The sequence below is a fragment of the Syntrophus sp. (in: bacteria) genome, assembly GCF_040768185.1.
In the GTDB taxonomy this organism is placed as follows: domain Bacteria; phylum Desulfobacterota; class Syntrophia; order Syntrophales; family Syntrophaceae; genus Syntrophus; species Syntrophus buswellii.
In genome coordinates, this window is sequence record NZ_JAXGNC010000009.1 from 56,196 (window position 1) to 72,636 (window position 16,441).

Sequence of the window (16,441 nt, forward strand, 5' to 3'; positions counted from 1 at the left end):
TCAGCCCACTTTTTTGGAAGGGGAAATGGCGGCATGGTCCCCGGGGAAATCTTTGAAATCCGCAGAGACTGAAAAAAAATGAGGGGGATCGATTGAAGGGACGGAAATCAACCCGGGAGGTCAAGATCGGGATCGGGGACCGGCTGGAAGTGAAGATAGACAGCGTCGCCTTCGGCGGTCTGGGGGTCGGCAGGGTCGGGCGCCTGGTCATCTTTGTTCCCTTCGCAGCGGATGGGGACACGGTTGAGATTGAAATTGCCTCTGTGCGGCGGGCGTACGCCACAGGGCGCATATGCCGGATAGTGGAGCCGTCCCCCTTCCGGAGCGCTGCCCCATGCGCTTATTACGGACGCTGCGGAGGCTGCCAGTATCAGCACATCGCCTACGGCCACCAGCTGGACATTAAAAGGCGGCAGGTTACGGAAACCTTTGCGCGGATCGGAAGGGTGCCGGATCCCCCCGTGCGCAGAGCCATCCCTTCCCCGAAGCCGTATGGCTATCGGTGCAAAGCGGATTTTCATGTCCGCCTCGCACCGGGAAGGCCCCCCCTGATCGGCTACAAGGAGGCGGCGGACAGCCGGATCGTTCCGGTGACGCGGTGTGAAATTGTCGACGAGTCCATCAACCGCTCCCTGGCAACGCTGCGGAAGGACCTGGAGAATTCTTCTCCCCCCTCCGGCAGAGGCGGGAGGCAGGAGGAAAGGGTAACCCTGTGGTCCGGTGCGGAAGAGGCAATTCCCGGATTCGGCCGCTCCCAGGCCCCCGGGAATCGGGTCTTGCGTTCCGTCAAGGGAAAGATCCTGCGTGTGCCTGCTGCGGGATTTTTTCAGGCCAACTCAACCCTTGTGGACACGATGGTTGATGCGGTGGTCCAGGCCAGTGCGCCTTCGGGAGCCGAAACGCTCCTGGATGCCTACTGCGGTTCCGGCCTCTTCTCCCTTTTTCTGGCTCCGCGGGTGGAGCGGCTCTTCGGGGTGGACGCGGACCGGGAGGCCATCCGCTGCGCCGAAGAGAATCTCCGGGAAGAGGGCGTGCCGAACGGGGAGTTCTTCGCCGGCGACGTCGGCGAATGGTTAAGGGCCTTTTTCCTGGAAAGAAAAAACACGGTCGATATCGCCGTTCTGGACCCTCCGCGAATCGGCTGCAGCCCGGATGTCCTCGACGGTCTCCTTGGCCTGAACCCTTTGCGGATCGTCTATATTTCCTGCAACCCCGCCACCCAGGCCCGGGATATACGCCGTCTTCTCGACGGCGGCTATCGGTTGACGGAGCTGCAACCCATGGACATGTTTCCCCAGACAAAACATATCGAGGTTGTAGGCATTCTGGAGAGGTGAGGCCGAGGGAAAAAGCGGATCCTATAGATCCACTTCCAGGCCGTCACGGGCAGCGAAGGTATGGGGAAAGATCTTCCGGGCGAATGTCTCGGATTCTTTCCTGTCTTCCCATTTGGAGTACAGGCGGGCATCGAAGTGCGTCAGGGCAAGCCGTTTCGCCCGGGCTTCCGAGGCAATCCGGGCGGCCGCCTCCGGATTGAGATGCGGCCAGGAATCGCTGAACTGCCCCTGCCTGTAGGCGCATTCCGAAATGAGCAGGTCGGCTGAACGGGCAAGCGTCACGGCGTTTTGACAATAGCCCGTGTCCGTGCAGTAACTGACGACCCTGTCATCGAGGGAAATCCGATAACCCAGGGTGAGGACGGGATGTTTCAATGGGAGGGCCTCCACATGGAAGGGAAGCCTGGGAAGGGAGGCGGGCAGTTCGAGAATCTCCACGGGGAAGGGCAGGGAGGACAGCGCCGCGGTAAAGGGACGGTTGACAAACAGGGTCAGAAGTTTCCGGCTGTCCGCAGGCCCCAGGATCACCAGCCCCCGGGAGAAGGAGAATTTGTTGAGGGTGTGCAGCCCGATGATGTGGTCCAGGTGAAAATGGCTGAGGAAGAGGTACAGGGGCTTTCCGTCATCAGGGTGTATAACGTGGTCCAGCTTGTGGAAGCCGTTTCCTGCATCCAGAACCAGATCGAAGGATTCGGCACGGAGAAGGGTACAGATGGTGTTTCCCGTGTCCGTATCGTACCAGCCGTTCGTGCCCAGAAAAATGACTTTCATAAGGGTCCTCTCTCGTTCCTCAGGAAACCTGTCCGGCAATGAAGGCACAGGGACTATTCCACCTTCGTGAACGGGGGGTAACGGGCAGCCCGGTTTCCATGCGGTTCAATCTGAAGCTTGATTTGTACCGCCAAAGGGCTGTAATGACAAGGTCGAAATGAGTTGTATGAACAGGAAGGCATCAAGAGGAAAAACGTGGGTCAGAAAGAACCGGATCATCCGTTGCGTTCAAGAATGAGGTTTCACCGCCTCTGGGGAATGGCGTTTGTTCTGGTCTGCTGTGTGATGGCTTTTGCCGGTTCGCGGTTTGAAGCCTCCGGATCTCAGCAATCCCCCGCCCCGTCCAGAGACAGGCGCTATGCCATTGAGGTGAGCATCAGCCGGAATGTTCTGAATCTCTATGAGCACAACGGAGAAAATCTGCGCCTCTTCCGGCGCCAATACCGGGTGGGAACGGCTGTCCGGGGTCTTGATGTCTATCCTCTGGGGCGGGGCCGGGTGACGGCCATTTCCTTCAATCCCTCGTGGCACCCGACGCCTTACTGCCGGGAGATTTTTCGCAAGAGGGGCATCCATCTGCCTCCCGTTGTACCCCCGGGCCATCCCCTGAACTACATGGGACCCGTCAAGATCTCCCTTTCCCATCGGACGAGGAAAGGGGCCATCTACCGCATCCACGGCAACAACAATCCGGGGCGTGTCGGCCGGCGGGTGACGGGGGGATGCTTTGTCATGTACAATGACGATGTGCGGGAACTGGCCAGGACGATCTCCGTTGGGACGGAGGTCATGATCCTGCCCTGAACGTTCCGCTCAAAATTCGGGGGGCTCATCCGGTCGTTCTGGAGACAGCGGTAAAAACGGCAAAGGCAGGGTCACCGAAGGAACCGGTGAGATCATCCTGCCCTTGAACCTTGCTGTACCGGGGATTTGCCCCTTAGCCGAGAACCCTTCTCTTTAGCCCCATGAGGCCGAGCAGCCCCGAACCGAGGAGCCAGGCGGCGCCGGGAATCGGAACGGGATTCATATCCGCTTTGATTTGATCCGCATTAAGGGCGTTGTTGTATATGTGGATATCATCCAGCGTTCCCTGAAACGCGGTAAAGTTGAAGTCCGAGTTGACGCCGATGGTGAGGTTCGCGTTTCCGTTAAACAGGGTGTGGGAGTAGTTGGCGGATTCGGCCAGCTGGACACCATCGAAGAAATAATGGACGACGCTGCCGTCCCAGGTGGCTGCAAGGTGATGCCATTCCTTTGCGGGAACGGTACCGACGTTGCGTCGTTCGAGATCCCAGGCGTAGTTGCCCGTGTGATCAAGAAGCACACCAAACTGGTTATGGAACACGCCAAACCAGTAGGAAAGGACGCCGTTGCCTTCCTTGGCGAGGATGGGTGCATCGCTGTTGGGGTTTTCAGAATAGACCCAGGCCGTGAAGGTTAAGGCGTTCGAGAGTTGGAAATCAGCAGGATTTCCCAGGTTGACGTGCGTGGAACCGGAACCGGTGACGCCGGGGAAGTAGAGGCCGAGGCCGGAGTGCCCGGTCGTCCAGGAGGTTTCTTTCCCATTGACCAGGGCGCCATTGTTGCCGCGGCCGGAAGCGTCCTGGATGATCGTGCCGGAGCCCTCTTCAAAGGCGTAACTGCCGACTAGAACCGCGTATGCGGGTGCGTTGAAAGCAAGGACCGGGAACACCGCGAAAACGGCGAAAGCGGCCATCCGGCCTTTAATCCTTTTTATCAAAGTTAATAATTCCGAGAACCTTCTTCTTTTCATCTGACAATCTCCTTCATCCTTGAATTGTTTTTGACGGGTTGCAAGTTGTTCCTACATGGTCTTCGACACATCACCTCCCCTTGGTCAAACGTCCTTCCAGCAGGAAGTGACCGGCGCGGACATCCGTGATTGAAAAAAAAACAGACAAGACGTTCGTCCCGGAAAAGGGCATCGTGCGTGAACCCTTCGCCGTCCTTTCCGGAAGGAATTTTCAAATGGAAATCCTGGTATTTTCTGCCTGTAATAACGGGTTATGATAACCAGGACAATCAGGAATTCTCTCATTTTATGATTCCAATAACCTGATTGCGAACGTCCGCCTGATGTTCCAGGGGGGGGATGGTTTAGGCGATTACGGAAGAACGCCGCCCGAAGCCCGAAGAGGCCGCAGCCGCGAAGCGGACGCAGGGGATGGCCAGACGGAACAGAAGCGCGGAAGTGTTGCATGGTCTCCGTCCGCCGACGAATTTCGTTGAAAAAAAAGCCTCGATGGATCAGCCGAGAAGATGGATGGCTTCCAGCACACGGGGGCGGGTCTCCAGGGGGAGACTGTTCTGGCGGGCCTTTTCCACGATATCCCGCCCCATGAGCGCGGCGCCGAGAGCACCGGTAATCAGAGGGTTCTCGGGGATCAGCAGTTTGCAGTCGAGATACTCCTCCAGTGCGGCGATGAGCCCCCTGTTTTTGCATCCTCCGCCGGTGAGAACGACGGGTTTTTCCAGGCGGAGCCGGTGGGCCATTCGGCTGATGCGATCCGCAAGAGAGCGGTGTACCCCGGCCAGGAGATCGGGGACGGGGATGCCCTCGGCCAGGCCCGAGGCCACTTCCTGCTGGGCCCAGATGGTGCAGACGCTGCTGATCGTTGCCGGGGAGGTGCTCTGGAGGGAAAGATCGCCGACGGCATCCAGGGAAATGTTCATCGTGTCGGCGATGATTTCGATGAAGCGGCCGCTTCCGGCGGCGCATTTGTCGTTCATGATGAAGTGATGAGGGCGCCCCTGGCTGTCGATCCGGATGGCCTTGCTGTCCTGGCCCCCCACGTCGATCACCGTCCGGGCCTCGGGAAAGAGAAAATGAATTCCCCGGGCATGGCAGGTGATTTCCGTGATCTGTCGGTCGGCAAAGGGGACGTTGATGCGTCCGTAACCCGTGGCGACAACGTAGGCGATGGCCTCGAAGGCTAGGCCGGCCCGGGCGAGCGCTTCCTCCATCACTTTATTGGCCAGCCTGCGCTGTTCCGCCCCCGTCGGTCCGATGACCGAGGCGGCAATCCCCTCGCCGAGGATCACCGCCTTGGTCATGGTTGAACCGATATCAATGCCTGCAAAGTATTCAGCCATCTTTTGAAAGAAGCGGGATCATGCAGCCCGATTGGCCCGGACCGATTCCAGGGTTTCAATGAAGGCGTCGATCTTGTTGCGCGTATCGATTTCAGAGTAGGACGTGATATCGATGATGTCGCTTTCCAGGATCAGGGAGGGCACCTCGCGGTTCGTCTTTTCCTTCTGCCCTGCTGTGCCGATCATCAGAACCGGGATGGGCTTGTAGATCTTCGCCAGCTGATTCAGCTGCCAGATGAGGCCCACGTGCCAGGTCCGGCAGGAAAAAGCCTGATGGACGACGATGCCGTCGATGTCGTAGTCCTCGACCCAGTTGATCAGGCGCTCCACGTCGGGCTCGGATCCGGGGCGCCTGCGGGCCTTGTCGTACCAGAAGGTCCAGTAGCCCAGCCACCGCCAGGCGAGATGTTCCACGGGATCGTTGGTCCTGGGGAGATCCATCTCATCCAGGGGCATGACCATGCGGTAGGTGGTCTCCACGGGGAAGGACGCTCCCTTGCTGTTGAAGTAGTTGAAATCGTTCAGGGCGTACCAGGCTGGGAGTCCGCCGCCCCACATCAGCCGGTACTTTTCCTCATCGACCTCGCCTTCTCCCCCGGCGATTTTTTCTTCCAGCTCCTTTTTGAGATCGGAGAAGAAATTATAGCATTCCTGGGTGGCCATCATGAAATTCATGGGAACCATGGTGTTCATCGCGTCCCCGGTGCCCATGGGGCTGGGCTTTGCCCGGCGCAGTTCGTAGGTCTCGTGGACCAGGTTCCAGATGCGGTCGCTCAGAGCCACGAGCTCACTCAAGCGGTCGTAATTCATCTTTTTCCCCGTCTGCTGTTCCAGGAAGGCGATGAGGCCGCGCAGCTCCTTGACGATGTAGCGGTGGTAATAGCCCAGAACTTCCCTGTGATCCCTGTCCCTCTGGAAGAGGGGATAGGGGAGATCCATGTTGTAGATCGGGATGTCCGGCATGAACTGCTGCGAAGCCTGATACCACTTGGACCTGGGATCGCACAGGATCTGGCCCGTTTCGATCATGAAGTCGGGCCTGGCCTGGCCGCCCCAGGGCGCGTCGGGGGGCGTCTCCCCCAGCTCCTCTCTCCACTGATCGTAGCCGATTCCGCACAGGGCGTAGGTGCACAGGGAGCGGGAGAGCCCAAGCGATTCCGCCCGCTGCAGGAAGCGTTCTGCATCACGCTTCGCTCCGCAGACGCCGGCGAAATTTTCGGTCCAGACCGGCAGGACATCCATGGCGCGGAGAATTTCCTCGTGGTGACAGACGATGAACGTGTAGGCCAGTTTATGGGTGCCTTCCTTCCTTGCCCGGTTCGTGCCGGCGATAAATTCCTTGACCATGGGGCCGATGGAGGCGGCCGCCTTGGTTGCGGTCATTCTCTTCTGCGGTTTTTTTTCTTTCTTCTCTTCCGTCATTGTTCTGTCCTCCTTATGCCGGCAAGGCCGCTAGCCGATCATTTCCAGGAAAGCCTGGATGCGTGTTTTCAACTGTCCGACCGTTCCCGCTGAATAGGTGTCCTCCAGACACAGAAGCGGGACGTTGAGGGATTCGTAGTAGGCTTTTCTTGCCGGGACCTCGAAGCCGAAGGGGTCGCAGTATTTGTAAAGGTACAGGATGGCCCCGTTTACGGCAAACTCCTTCGCCCGCGCCCCGATGTCGCCGAAGCGCGACTCTGCATCGCCGGCGAAGGTTCCGGCGGTGTTTTCCCGGTAGGTCTTGGGGCAATTGAGCTGGTCCAGGTAACGGCGCGCCAGTGAGGCCACGGGATCGCCGTCTTCATCGGCAAGGGGCCACAGGTCCCTCGTCCCCATGCAGGTTGTGTCCACCACCACATTGCCGCCGCTTTCGGCAACGATGTCGGCGATGACGGAATGGTCCACACAGGCGCCGTCCAGGAGGATCCTGGGGCCTTTTTTGACCGGCGCCTCCGTCCGTCCGCCCAGTTCGGCCAGGACTTCATCAAGGAGGGCGTTGGCCTCGGCCACGGGGAGGCTTGCGCCGACGGTGAGGATTTTGGAGATCTCCGCGGCGGAAACGAGTGGGGGATCGGCCTTGCGAAATTCGTAGAGGGCTTTGGTCTTGAGGCGGTGATCGTTGTGAAGCCTGATGGCCTTCCGAAGATCCTCCGCGGTGATCGCTTTTCCTGTAAAGTCCTCCAGGCTCTTCTGATAGGACCGGAGCTCTTCCTTGAAAAATTCATGGGAAGATTCCTTGACCACCGTCGGCGTATTGACAAAGTGGAAATAGGGAAAATTCAGGGAATAGCTCCAGACGCTGTAGCTTCTCACCATGCTGTCGCAGCCGTGGGGGATCACGATGCCGGAAAGAAAGTCGTACCGGTCCTTGACGCAGAGGTCAAAGCAACTCCGGACAAAGGGGCAGACGATCGTTTCCAGAAGAGAGTCCCCCCTGGTGATGGGTTCCCGGATATCCCCGCGGATCCGGAAGGGGATGCATCCGGCCGCGGTCATAAATTCCAGAGGTACAAAAGAGCAGATATAGCCGATCGCCTTTCCGCCTTCGGCGCAAAGTTCCCTGGTGCGAACGCCATAATCTCCGTACTGTCTTTCCACCTCTGCCATGATGCCGTTTTCTTTGTCGCTCATGAAACTTCCTCCTCTTTTTTTCAAAAAGAGACCTTGGAATTCCAAAGCCTGTGCTTTCCTCGCCGTGACCCCGGCCGTTATGCTTCGGCGTACGGCCGCGGCTGTTCCGCCGTTGCCGCCGGAAGAAATCCCTGCCGGATTTCCCCTTGTTGCTGTCCTTACAGCGCCGGCCGGAGAACAGGATGGTTCTTTATTTTTTCAGGCGCCCCGGGGGAGGGCTTTCTCCCGGGCCAGCAGCGCTGCGCCGAGGGCGGCTGTAAACAGGGGCTCCGGAGGAACTCGAACCGGAATCTTCAGGCTGTGCTCCAGTGCCATGATCAGCCCGGCATCGGTTGCCCCTCCGCCGGTGAGAACCAGCTCCTCTTCGATTCCCACCCGCTCCGCCAGGCTGTGAATCTGGGCCGCCAAGGCCCGATGCACGCCCGCCAGAAGGTCTTCCCTGGAAACGCCTTCCGCAATCAGGGATACGGCCTCGGATTCCGAAAAGACGACGCATCCCGTGCTGAAGTCCACTTTGTTGCGGGAGTTCAAGGACAGGGGGCCGATGTCTTCGAGATTCACCTGAAGGACCTTGGCCATGATCTGCAGCAACCGGCCACTGCCTCCGGCACATTTGCCGCTGAGAATGAAGTTGTGGACATGGCCGGCGCTGTCCATGCGCAGGACCTTGCTGTACAGATCGCCGACGTCGATAACCGTTCTGGCCGAGGGAAGAAGGAAGGCTACTCCTCTGCCCTGGCAGGTGATATCCGGTTTTTCCCCGTCGGCGAAAAGGACCTGTTTGGCCCCGTAACCTGTGGCTGTGACATGGGATATTTCCGAAGGGCTCATCCCGGCCCCGCTCAGCAGGGCATCCCGGACCTTCTGTGCGGTGCCCCGGTAGTCTCCGCCGGAAAGGCAGGAAAAGGATGCCTGTACGGATCGATCCCGCAGCAGGATTCCCTTCGCTGAAAAAGATCCGATATCGATTCCCAGAAAAAAGGCCATCGTCTCTGCCCAGGGTGATGTTATGATGTTTGTGTTGCCTGAAACTCTCTGCGGCGCTTCTTCCGAAGCAGGATCATGGGAAAGCCGTCTTCGTTACCGGGAAATGTTCTCTGGTGCAGGCGCGCTGTTCGCGGCAGGCCCTTCGCTTCAGCTCGATCAAGGATCTGGCGGATCCGCCTCTGCCTTTCCTGGAAAGCGCAACAGGGACGTTTCCCTGAGGCTCGCAGGAAACGCGGATAAGGCTGTGACTTAGAACAAAGTATGAGGAGTGTCAATAGAAAAAAGGCCGACGCGCTCCGGAGAGAAAGCCGGGACACAGAACATCCGCCCCGGCCGCTTCCCCTTCCACGAGGGTTGAACCGGGAAGGGGGGCGGCAGGATCGGGGAAAGTTTCATCTGGTCATTGGGGATAATTTATTGTAGGTATTTTCCTGAACAAAACGGGGGCATCCTGGAAAGGATGAAATATACAGCACCTTGTAATCAGCGAGTATAAAAAATGAAGGACATGATGTTGGAGGAGAAAATCCAGGCCGCCGCGGAAATGATCTGCAAGGCGGCAAGGGTTGTCGTCTTTACGGGGGCGGGTGTGAGCACCGAATCGGGCATTCCCGATTTTCGCAGTCCGGGAGGGTTATGGGACCGGTTCGATCCCGATGACTTCACCATCCAGAAGTTTCTGCGAAGTGCAAAAACGAGGCGAAAACAGTGGAGAATCCTGATCGAAGGGGGGGCCTTCGCCGAAGCGCAGCCCAACCGCGCGCATCTGGCCGTTGCCGAACTGGAGAAGCTGGGGAAACTGCGGTGCGTCATTACCCAGAACATCGACAATCTGCATCAGAAGGCGGGAAATGCGCCGGAAAAGGTATACGAACTCCATGGAAACATGCGCTGGCTGAGATGCCTGAGCTGCGGCGAAAGGATTTCCGTCCCCGATATCCTCATGAAAACGGCGTTGAAAGAGATGGAGGGGTTTCCCTTCTGTGAGCAGTGCCAGGGCCTGATGAAACCGGACGTGATATTTTTTGGAGAGGCCCTTCCGGAGGAGACCCTGCGGGATGCGACTTATGAAGCCTACAACTGCGATCTGATGCTGGTCATCGGCTCATCCCTGGTGGTCTATCCGGCGGCTTTCCTGCCCCGGTATGCCAAGGATGTCGGCGCCAGGCTGGTGATCATCAACAAAGAGGAGACGCCCTACGATTCAGAGGCGGACATCCTGCTTCAGGGTGCGGCCGGCGAAGTGATGACACGAATCCTGGCGGAGGTAAAGAATCAAATCGGCTTCCGGTCTTAGAGGATCCTTCAAGAGTCCAGCGTGGTCAGACCCTCCCTGATGGCATATTTGATCAACTCGGCCACAGATCCGGCCCCAAGTTTCTGGGCGATGTTGCGCCGGTGAGTCTCCACGGTTTTAACGCTGACACGGAGCGTCTTGGCAATCTGCTTTGCCGTCATGCCTTCTGCGAGTAGCTGGAGCAGTTCCCGCTCCCGTGCCGTCAATTCCGCGGAGGAGACCACCGAGGTTTTCGAGGCCTTGTTGACATAATTTCTGACGACAATATCGGTAATGGTGGGGCTCAGATAGGTGTGGTTTTCCAGGACGGTATGAATGGCGCTGACGAGCTCTTCAAAGGCGCAGTCCTTTAAAAGGTAGCCTGCCGCCCCCGCCTCCAGCATGCCGACGACAAAATGGCGATCGGTGTGCATGGACAGGGCGATGACTTTGATTCCTGGAAAGTCCGAGGTGATTTTTCTTGTGGCGTCGATGCCGTTGATGTCCGGCATGGAGATATCCATGATAATGACCTCGGGACGGAGTTCTCTGGCCAGGTTGATTGCCTTTTGTCCATTTTCCGCCTCCGCGACAACATTCATATCCCCATGGTTTTCAATGAGGATACGCAGACCGTCGCGGACAATCTTGTGATCGTCGGCAAGCAGAACATTGACAGACATTTTCCCGTTCTCCTTATTCTTGGCTATCGTTCTTTTTTTTGACGCGACGGAAAAATCACATCCCCGCACGTCGTTTCCGCTTACAAAAATGGACCGGCAAATCCGAAAAACGAAAGGCACCTTTTCAGGGAAAAAAGGGTGTCCATCGGAGACAGAGGAACAGGACCTGTAACGATCTCATTTAAGGTGAAGTTTATCACAATCTTGATTTTATTTTCTATTACAGTCTGATGTTTATTCCAATAAGGGGAAAGCCTTATTACTCGGGAAAAAATTACTGAAATTGGATTCAACCAATGGATGAGTAAAACACTAAGGCGGCACCCCGCTTGTTTCTGGCTAAGAACTTATTGTAACGATTAAGAAAACATGCTAAATTAACCTTTATTTTTCCGAGCAGGTTTTTCGATTTATGGCGAAACGCGAATATCCGGATTGTCCACGTGTGGGTGTTGGCGCCGTTGTCGTCAAGGAAGGCAGAATCCTCCTTGTACAGCGCGCCGCGGAGCCGAACAGGGGGTTGTGGGCCATCCCGGGAGGTTCCCTGGAGTTGGGAGAAACCTTGAAGGAAGGAGCGGAGCGGGAAGTCCTCGAAGAAACGGGAATTGTCGTCAATGCAAGGCATCCCGTCTATGCCTTTGACTTCTTTGAAAAGGACCGTGAGGGAAAGATCCGTTTTCACTTCGTCATTGTGGATCTGCTGGCCGATTACGTCCGCGGCGATCTGAAGGCCGCCGACGACGCCCTTGACGTCCGGTGGCTTTCTCCGGCGGACCTGGAAACGGTCGATTTGTCAGCCAGTACGGCCGGAATTCTCCGGCACATCAAATTTCACGGGTAGTGTGTTTTTGAAGGATAGGAACAGGCGCGGCGGAATCGTGGCTGTGGTCTGCCGTTTTTGATCATCATCCCTATACAGAGAACGATGTCAGGAGGTGGCGAACGTCATGAAAGTCATTTATCATGATGATTTTTGTCAATGCTACACGACGGATCCGGCAGCCGCTCCCGGGAGAATGGAGGCCGTTGTGAAGGCGCTCAGCGGCCGGGTCGACTTCATTAAGGCAAAGCCGGCAGGGGAGTCGGATATTTCCGATGTTCACACCGAGTCTCATATCGCTCTGGTTGAACGGGAGGGGCTCTATGACATCGCCGCACTCGCTGCCGGCGGGGCCATCATGGCCGCCGAAATCGGGATGAGCGAGCCGGCCTTTGCACTGATCCGCCCCCCCGGCCACCATGCATCCGCTGGAAGCGCCTGGGGCTTCTGTTATTTCAACAACATGGCCATCGCCCTGGAGAAGTTGAAGAGGGAGGGAAAAATCGTCAATGCCTTTCTTCTGGACTTCGACCTCCATTTCGGGGATGGCACGGTCAACATCATGGAACGAAAAGGCTATGTCACCATTCACAACCCTTCCTCCTCTGACCGGAACGAGTATCTCCGGGGCATCGAAAGGGGCCTTTCTTCCGCGTCTTTCGACATCATCGGCGTTTCCGCCGGATTCGACAACCATAAGGAAGACTGGGGCGGGCTTCTGACGACGGAGGATTATAAAACCATCGGGCATATGGTATGGGAGACCGGCCAGAAGAAGCGATGCGGATGCTTTGCCGTTCTTGAGGGGGGGTACAACCACCGGGTCCTGGGTGAAAACGTCCTGGCGTTTCTTGAAGGAATGGAGGGGGGCTGAAGCGTTTTCCCTTTATTTCCCGATGCAGAAGGTCGAGAAGATGCGGTCCAGGATCTGTTCCGTGGCTGTTTCCCCGCCGATTTCACCCAGGGCTTCCAGGGCATCCCGGATGTCCAGTGCGGCAAACTCCGGGGATAAGCCCTCCCGGAGACTGGCGAGCGCCTGGTCAACAAATTGGAGGGTCTTCTCCAGGGCCATTTTCTGCCTCAGGCTGGAAATCACGATTTCCCCGTCCTGAATCCCAGCCCTTTCCATGACCAACCGGCCGATTTCCTCTTTCAGGGCCGGAATGCCTTCTCCGAATTTGGCGGATATCCGGATCGGTGCCGTTCCCGGGAGCGCGTCGGAAATTTCCTTCTCTTCCAGGCGGTGGTCCAGGTCGGTTTTATTGATGACCGGCAGAACCCTGCAATCCGCAAGCCGCTTCAGGATCTCCCGGTCTTCGTCCGTCAGTGGGCGGCTGCCGTCGAAAAGGAGGATGACGCCATCGGCGCCGGCCAGTTTTTCCCAGACCTTCTGGATCCCCTTTTGCTCGATGATATCCTCCGTGGGATGGATGCCGGCGGTGTCGGTGAGCCGGATCGACATCCCCCGGATGTTCACAGCCTCCTCGATAAAATCGCGGGTCGTCCCCGGTATCGGAGTGACAATGGCCCTCTCCTCCTCCAGAAGCACGTTCAGCAGGCTTGATTTTCCCGTATTGGGCTTGCCGGCGATGACCACCGCGGCGCCATGGCGGTCGATTTTGCCCTGATCGTAGCTCCGCAGCAGGGCGGCCAGATCTTCGGAAAGGGACTGGAGCGGCGAAGAGACTTCCGAAGAGGGGTGGGATGCCACATCCTCGGAAAAATCGATCTCCGTCTCCAGCAGGGCCAGAACATCGATCAGCCCCTCCCGCAGAACATCGATTTTTCCCCTCAATTTCCCTTTCAGGTGCGAGACGGCCGTTTCCAGGCCCCGGGACGTCCGGGCGGAGATCATGTCGCCAATGGCTTCCGCCTGGGTCAGATCAATCCTGTCGTGAAGAAAGGCCCGCCGGGTAAATTCTCCCGGTTCGGCAAGGCGGGCGCCGGCCCTGAGCACGGACGAGAGGACGGATTCAAGAATCAGGATGCCCCCATGGCAGAATATCTCCACGGTGTCCTCGCCGGAGAAGGAGCGGGGCCCCTTCATCAGGGTGATCAGCACCTCGTCCAGGACCCGCCCTGTTTCCGGGCAGACGAGATCCCCATGATAAAGGCGGCGCGGCTGAAAGAAGGCAATGGGATGGGAAGGCTGAAAAAGGCGGATCAGGATGGTTCCCGCCTCGGGTCCACTGATCCGGATGATGCCGATCCCGCCGCTACCGGCGGGTGTGGCAATGGCGGCTATGGTGTCTGTCGGCATGACGGCATTCAGGCGTGACTGAAGGAACGGTTCCCCGCTTATGTCCGTGGTTCCCGGTTGGCGATCCTTGCCGGAAGAATCACGATTTTCCGGTATTCACCCTCGCCCCTGCTCTTGGTGACGATGGTGTCGTCATTCTGAAGCGCCAGGTGAATGATCCGGCGGTCGTGGGCGTTCATATGGCCGACGGTGACCGGCTTTCTTGTCTTCCGGACCTTTTCGGCAAATTCCCTGGCCAGGGCGTTGAGAGAGTCCTCCCGCCGCTGCCGGTAGGATTCCGTATCCACGATGATCAATTTGCGTTCATCATGGATTTTCGTGGCCGCCTTGTTGACGATGTACTGGATGGCATCCAGGTTCTGCCCCCGCTTGCCGATGAGCAGTCCGCCCCCGTCGCCGTTGATGGTGAGAACGATCGTATCCGGGGTTTCTTCGACGCTCACGGTGAAGTCAAGATACATCCTCTGCAGGATGCCCTCCAGGATGCTCTTCGCCCTCTGGGCCAGCGGCTCATGCTCTTCCTTCCCCGCGGGGGCTTCGGTAACTTCCGGGGCGGGAGGTGCGGCGGGCGCGGGGGCTGCGGCGGGCACAGGGGCTGCGGCGGGCGCAGGCGCTGGCGGCTCTTCGCGGACCGGGGGGGCAGGCTCCGCCTCTTCCTTTAACAGTTCAAAGGGTGCGTCCAGGTCAATGTCCAGAGACAATCTGCTGGCCTTGATCTTCGCCTTTTTGGAGCCCAGCCCGAGGAATCCGGCAGAACCTTCCGATATGATCTCAATATTCAGTTTTTCCCGGGAGACGTTAAATTCCCCGCAGGCCTTCTCGATGGCTTCATCAATGGTCTTGGCTTCAATTTCAATCGTATCCATATTCGTACCCTAACTCTTGGTTATGCTCGTTTATTGATGTAGTGCTGTTGTCCGATGCTGAGGATGTTGTTGAACAGCCAGTAGATGACGAGTCCGGACGGGAAGTTCAGGAACAGGAAGGTGAAGATGACCGGCATCCAGAGCATGATCTTCGCCTGGGTGGGATCGCCGGAGACAGGCGTCATTTTCTGTTGAATGAACATCGTGGCCCCCATGATTAACGGCGTGATGTAATAGGGGTCTTTTTCGGACAGATCCTGAATCCACCAGAAAAAGGGAGAGTGGCGCAGTTCGATGGCGTAAAGAAGGGTCTTGTAAAGGCCGAAAAAGACGGGGATCTGGATGATCATCGGCAGGCACCCGCCCATGGGATTGACTTTGTAGGCCTTGTAAAGGGCCATGGTCTCCTGGCTCAGCCTCTGCTTGTCGTTCTTGTACTTCTCCCTCAGCTCCAGCATTTTCGGCTGCAGTTTCTGCATTTCCTTCATGGACTTGTAACTCTTGTTTCCCAGAGGCCAGAAGAGGATTTTGATCAGGATCGTCAGGATGATGATGGCGATTCCGTAGTTGTGGACATAGGAGTAGAGAAATTTCAGGCACAGCAGAAGCGGCATGGCCAGCCATTTCATCCATGAGCCGAAATCGATGGCGTTCTCGAGGCCGGTTCCCATGGTCTTGAGAATATTGTAATCCTTGGGTCCCAGGAAGAGCGTGTAGCCGAAAAATCCCGCCTGACCGGGGGGAATGATGTTTTTCGGTCCCTTCAGGCCCGTGGAAACCATGTTGCTGCTTCCCTTGGAGAGCATCATGCTCGTCAGGGAAGGGTTCTGGGGAATCATGGCGGCAAGGAAGTATTTGCTTTCGAAGCCGCCCCAGGAGACATCGGGTCCCAGGAGTTTGGAGGCCTCCATTTTCTTCACGTTTTCCCGTTCCACGCTCTTGCCCACGTAGGATACCGGGCCGGTGTGCCCGTAGCTGTCCTCCTTGGCTTCCGGATCGACATACTGGTTCCAGAAGAGGGCGATCTCCTGGCTCAAGGGGACACTGGAAAGGTTGTAGGTGCGGATTTCCAGATCGATGGCGTACTTCTGGGGATGAAAGGTGTATATTTTTTCAATCTTGATCTTGCCGGGCCAGGTTTGAACAAAGGTCAACCGCCGGGGCTCCGAGGCCGACTTCAGATCCAGGGCCGCCGCATCGGCCTGAAAAAGCGAGGACGGGGAAACGTCAATGCTGGAAGCCGGAAAGGAAATGCTCAATGGGTAGGGCATGCCCTCCTTGACGTCAACGAGTTCGATCCGTTTTGAACCGGCATCGATGGTTTCGCGGTAGTTCTTCAGGGTGAAGGATTTAAGCGCCCCTCCCCTGGTGGTGAATACGGCGCTGTACAAAGGGGTGTCGACGGAAATATCCTGCTCCTTCTCCCCGCCGTTCGGGGAGAGAGGTGCGCCTTTCCGGGCGGAAGGATCGCCGGATTCCGGTGGGGTGCTGACGGTCGCCTGGGGCGTAACCGTTGATTCCGGCTGGATAACAGCCGTTGCGCCTTTCCCCTGGGTGGGGGGCTGAGATTTTGAGGGCTGCACCGGTTTGTAGAAAAATATCTGATAGAGCAAAAGTACAGCCGCGGAAAGGACGAGGGCCAGTACCGCCTTTTTGTCCATTAAGAACCTCCGTGAATTTCGTAGTTACGGTATGCCGGCATGTCCCGGCCGTT

15 protein-coding genes are annotated in these 16,441 nt (G+C 57.4%); 5 read left to right on the forward strand and 10 right to left on the reverse strand.

All coding sequences use genetic code 11. The annotated features are described in order from the left end of the window. The first annotated feature begins 92 nt into the window (after positions 1-92). The gene (locus AB3175_RS10110; RefSeq protein WP_367360818.1) at positions 93-1,337 is read left to right on the forward strand and encodes a class I SAM-dependent RNA methyltransferase; all 1,245 of its coding nucleotides are present in this window, start codon (positions 93-95) and stop codon (positions 1,335-1,337) included. A 21-nt stretch (positions 1,338-1,358) separates the two neighbouring features. On the opposite strand, the gene AB3175_RS10115 is transcribed toward AB3175_RS10110, so the two are convergent. Continuing rightward, complete coding sequence (locus AB3175_RS10115; RefSeq protein ID WP_367360819.1) at positions 1,359-2,108, reverse strand: MBL fold metallo-hydrolase; 750 nt, start codon at positions 2,106-2,108, stop codon at positions 1,359-1,361. Between the two features lie 195 nt (positions 2,109-2,303). Here AB3175_RS10115 and AB3175_RS10120 point away from each other — a divergent pair, with 195 nt between their 5' ends. After that, complete coding sequence (locus AB3175_RS10120) at positions 2,304-2,912, forward strand: L,D-transpeptidase (protein WP_367360820.1); 609 nt, start codon at positions 2,304-2,306, stop codon at positions 2,910-2,912. Positions 2,913-3,045: 133 nt separating this feature from the next. Here AB3175_RS10120 and AB3175_RS10125 read toward each other — a convergent pair whose 3' ends face one another. The 5 genes from AB3175_RS10125 to AB3175_RS10145 all read right to left on the reverse strand — a co-directional run bounded on the left by AB3175_RS10125 (position 3,046) and on the right by AB3175_RS10145 (position 8,822). After that, positions 3,046-3,882: a LamG domain-containing protein gene (locus AB3175_RS10125; protein ID WP_367360821.1), complete on the reverse strand. Its 837-nt coding sequence runs from the start codon at positions 3,880-3,882 to the stop codon at positions 3,046-3,048. Between the two features lie 494 nt (positions 3,883-4,376). Beyond that, positions 4,377-5,222, reverse strand: coding sequence for an acyl-CoA dehydratase activase (locus tag AB3175_RS10130; RefSeq protein WP_367360822.1), 846 nt, complete (start codon positions 5,220-5,222; stop codon positions 4,377-4,379). An 18-nt stretch (positions 5,223-5,240) separates the two neighbouring features. Beyond that, positions 5,241-6,644: a 2-hydroxyacyl-CoA dehydratase subunit D gene (locus tag AB3175_RS10135; protein WP_367360823.1), complete on the reverse strand. Its 1,404-nt coding sequence runs from the start codon at positions 6,642-6,644 to the stop codon at positions 5,241-5,243. A 30-nt stretch (positions 6,645-6,674) separates the two neighbouring features. Further along, positions 6,675-7,835, reverse strand: coding sequence for a 2-hydroxyacyl-CoA dehydratase subunit D (locus AB3175_RS10140; protein ID WP_367360824.1), 1,161 nt, complete (start codon positions 7,833-7,835; stop codon positions 6,675-6,677). Positions 7,836-8,033: 198 nt separating this feature from the next. Next, the gene (locus AB3175_RS10145) at positions 8,034-8,822 is read right to left on the reverse strand and encodes an acyl-CoA dehydratase activase (RefSeq protein WP_367360825.1); all 789 of its coding nucleotides are present in this window, start codon (positions 8,820-8,822) and stop codon (positions 8,034-8,036) included. Positions 8,823-9,321: 499 nt separating this feature from the next. Here AB3175_RS10145 and AB3175_RS10150 point away from each other — a divergent pair, with 499 nt between their 5' ends. Beyond that, the gene (locus AB3175_RS10150) at positions 9,322-10,119 is read left to right on the forward strand and encodes an NAD-dependent deacetylase (RefSeq protein WP_367360826.1); all 798 of its coding nucleotides are present in this window, start codon (positions 9,322-9,324) and stop codon (positions 10,117-10,119) included. 8 nt (positions 10,120-10,127) lie between these two features. Here the strand turns inward: AB3175_RS10150 and AB3175_RS10155 are convergent, their stop codons facing one another. Further along, a complete protein-coding gene (locus tag AB3175_RS10155) occupies positions 10,128-10,781 on the reverse strand; it encodes a response regulator (protein ID WP_367360827.1) in 654 nt (217 codons plus the stop codon). A gap of 412 nt (positions 10,782-11,193) precedes the next feature. On the opposite strand from AB3175_RS10155, the gene AB3175_RS10160 reads away from it, so the two are divergent. Then, on the forward strand, positions 11,194-11,622 hold the full coding sequence (locus AB3175_RS10160; protein ID WP_367360828.1) for an NUDIX hydrolase: 429 nt from the start codon (positions 11,194-11,196) through the stop codon (positions 11,620-11,622). A 106-nt stretch (positions 11,623-11,728) separates the two neighbouring features. Beyond that, positions 11,729-12,475, forward strand: coding sequence for a histone deacetylase family protein (locus AB3175_RS10165; RefSeq protein ID WP_367360829.1), 747 nt, complete (start codon positions 11,729-11,731; stop codon positions 12,473-12,475). Positions 12,476-12,487: 12 nt separating this feature from the next. Here the strand turns inward: AB3175_RS10165 and mnmE are convergent, their stop codons facing one another. From mnmE to yidC, 3 genes are read right to left on the reverse strand one after another with little or no spacing between them, the layout of a single operon-like run. Further along, positions 12,488-13,861 (reverse strand): tRNA uridine-5-carboxymethylaminomethyl(34) synthesis GTPase MnmE, encoded by a 1,374-nt coding sequence (gene mnmE, locus AB3175_RS10170; protein WP_367360830.1) that lies wholly within the window; start codon positions 13,859-13,861, stop codon positions 12,488-12,490. A gap of 38 nt (positions 13,862-13,899) precedes the next feature. Then, positions 13,900-14,727: an RNA-binding cell elongation regulator Jag/EloR gene (jag, locus tag AB3175_RS10175; RefSeq protein ID WP_367360831.1), complete on the reverse strand. Its 828-nt coding sequence runs from the start codon at positions 14,725-14,727 to the stop codon at positions 13,900-13,902. 20 nt (positions 14,728-14,747) lie between these two features. After that, positions 14,748-16,388, reverse strand: coding sequence for a membrane protein insertase YidC (yidC, locus tag AB3175_RS10180; protein WP_367360832.1), 1,641 nt, complete (start codon positions 16,386-16,388; stop codon positions 14,748-14,750). Between the last annotated feature and the right edge of the window lie 53 nt (positions 16,389-16,441).

Excerpts from the sequence above, each read along its gene's own strand:
- AB3175_RS10115 (WP_367360819.1), bottom strand. The coding sequence starts at position 2,108 with ATGAAAGTCATTTTTCTGGGCACGAACGGCTGGTACGATACGGACACG.
- AB3175_RS10125 (WP_367360821.1), bottom strand. The coding sequence starts at position 3,882 with ATGAAAAGAAGAAGGTTCTCGGAATTATTAACTTTGATAAAAAGGATT.
- AB3175_RS10130 (WP_367360822.1), bottom strand. The coding sequence starts at position 5,222 with ATGGCTGAATACTTTGCAGGCATTGATATCGGTTCAACCATGACCAAG.
- AB3175_RS10135 (WP_367360823.1), bottom strand. The coding sequence starts at position 6,644 with ATGACGGAAGAGAAGAAAGAAAAAAAACCGCAGAAGAGAATGACCGCA.
- AB3175_RS10140 (WP_367360824.1), bottom strand. The coding sequence starts at position 7,835 with ATGAGCGACAAAGAAAACGGCATCATGGCAGAGGTGGAAAGACAGTAC.
- AB3175_RS10145 (WP_367360825.1), bottom strand. The coding sequence starts at position 8,822 with ATGGCCTTTTTTCTGGGAATCGATATCGGATCTTTTTCAGCGAAGGGA.
- AB3175_RS10150 (WP_367360826.1), top strand. The coding sequence starts at position 9,322 with ATGAAGGACATGATGTTGGAGGAGAAAATCCAGGCCGCCGCGGAAATG.
- AB3175_RS10155 (WP_367360827.1), bottom strand. The coding sequence starts at position 10,781 with ATGTCTGTCAATGTTCTGCTTGCCGACGATCACAAGATTGTCCGCGAC.
- AB3175_RS10160 (WP_367360828.1), top strand. The coding sequence starts at position 11,194 with ATGGCGAAACGCGAATATCCGGATTGTCCACGTGTGGGTGTTGGCGCC.
- AB3175_RS10165 (WP_367360829.1), top strand. The coding sequence starts at position 11,729 with ATGAAAGTCATTTATCATGATGATTTTTGTCAATGCTACACGACGGAT.
- mnmE (WP_367360830.1), bottom strand. The coding sequence starts at position 13,861 with ATGCCGACAGACACCATAGCCGCCATTGCCACACCCGCCGGTAGCGGC.
- jag (WP_367360831.1), bottom strand. The coding sequence starts at position 14,727 with ATGGATACGATTGAAATTGAAGCCAAGACCATTGATGAAGCCATCGAG.
- yidC (WP_367360832.1), bottom strand. The coding sequence starts at position 16,388 with ATGGACAAAAAGGCGGTACTGGCCCTCGTCCTTTCCGCGGCTGTACTT.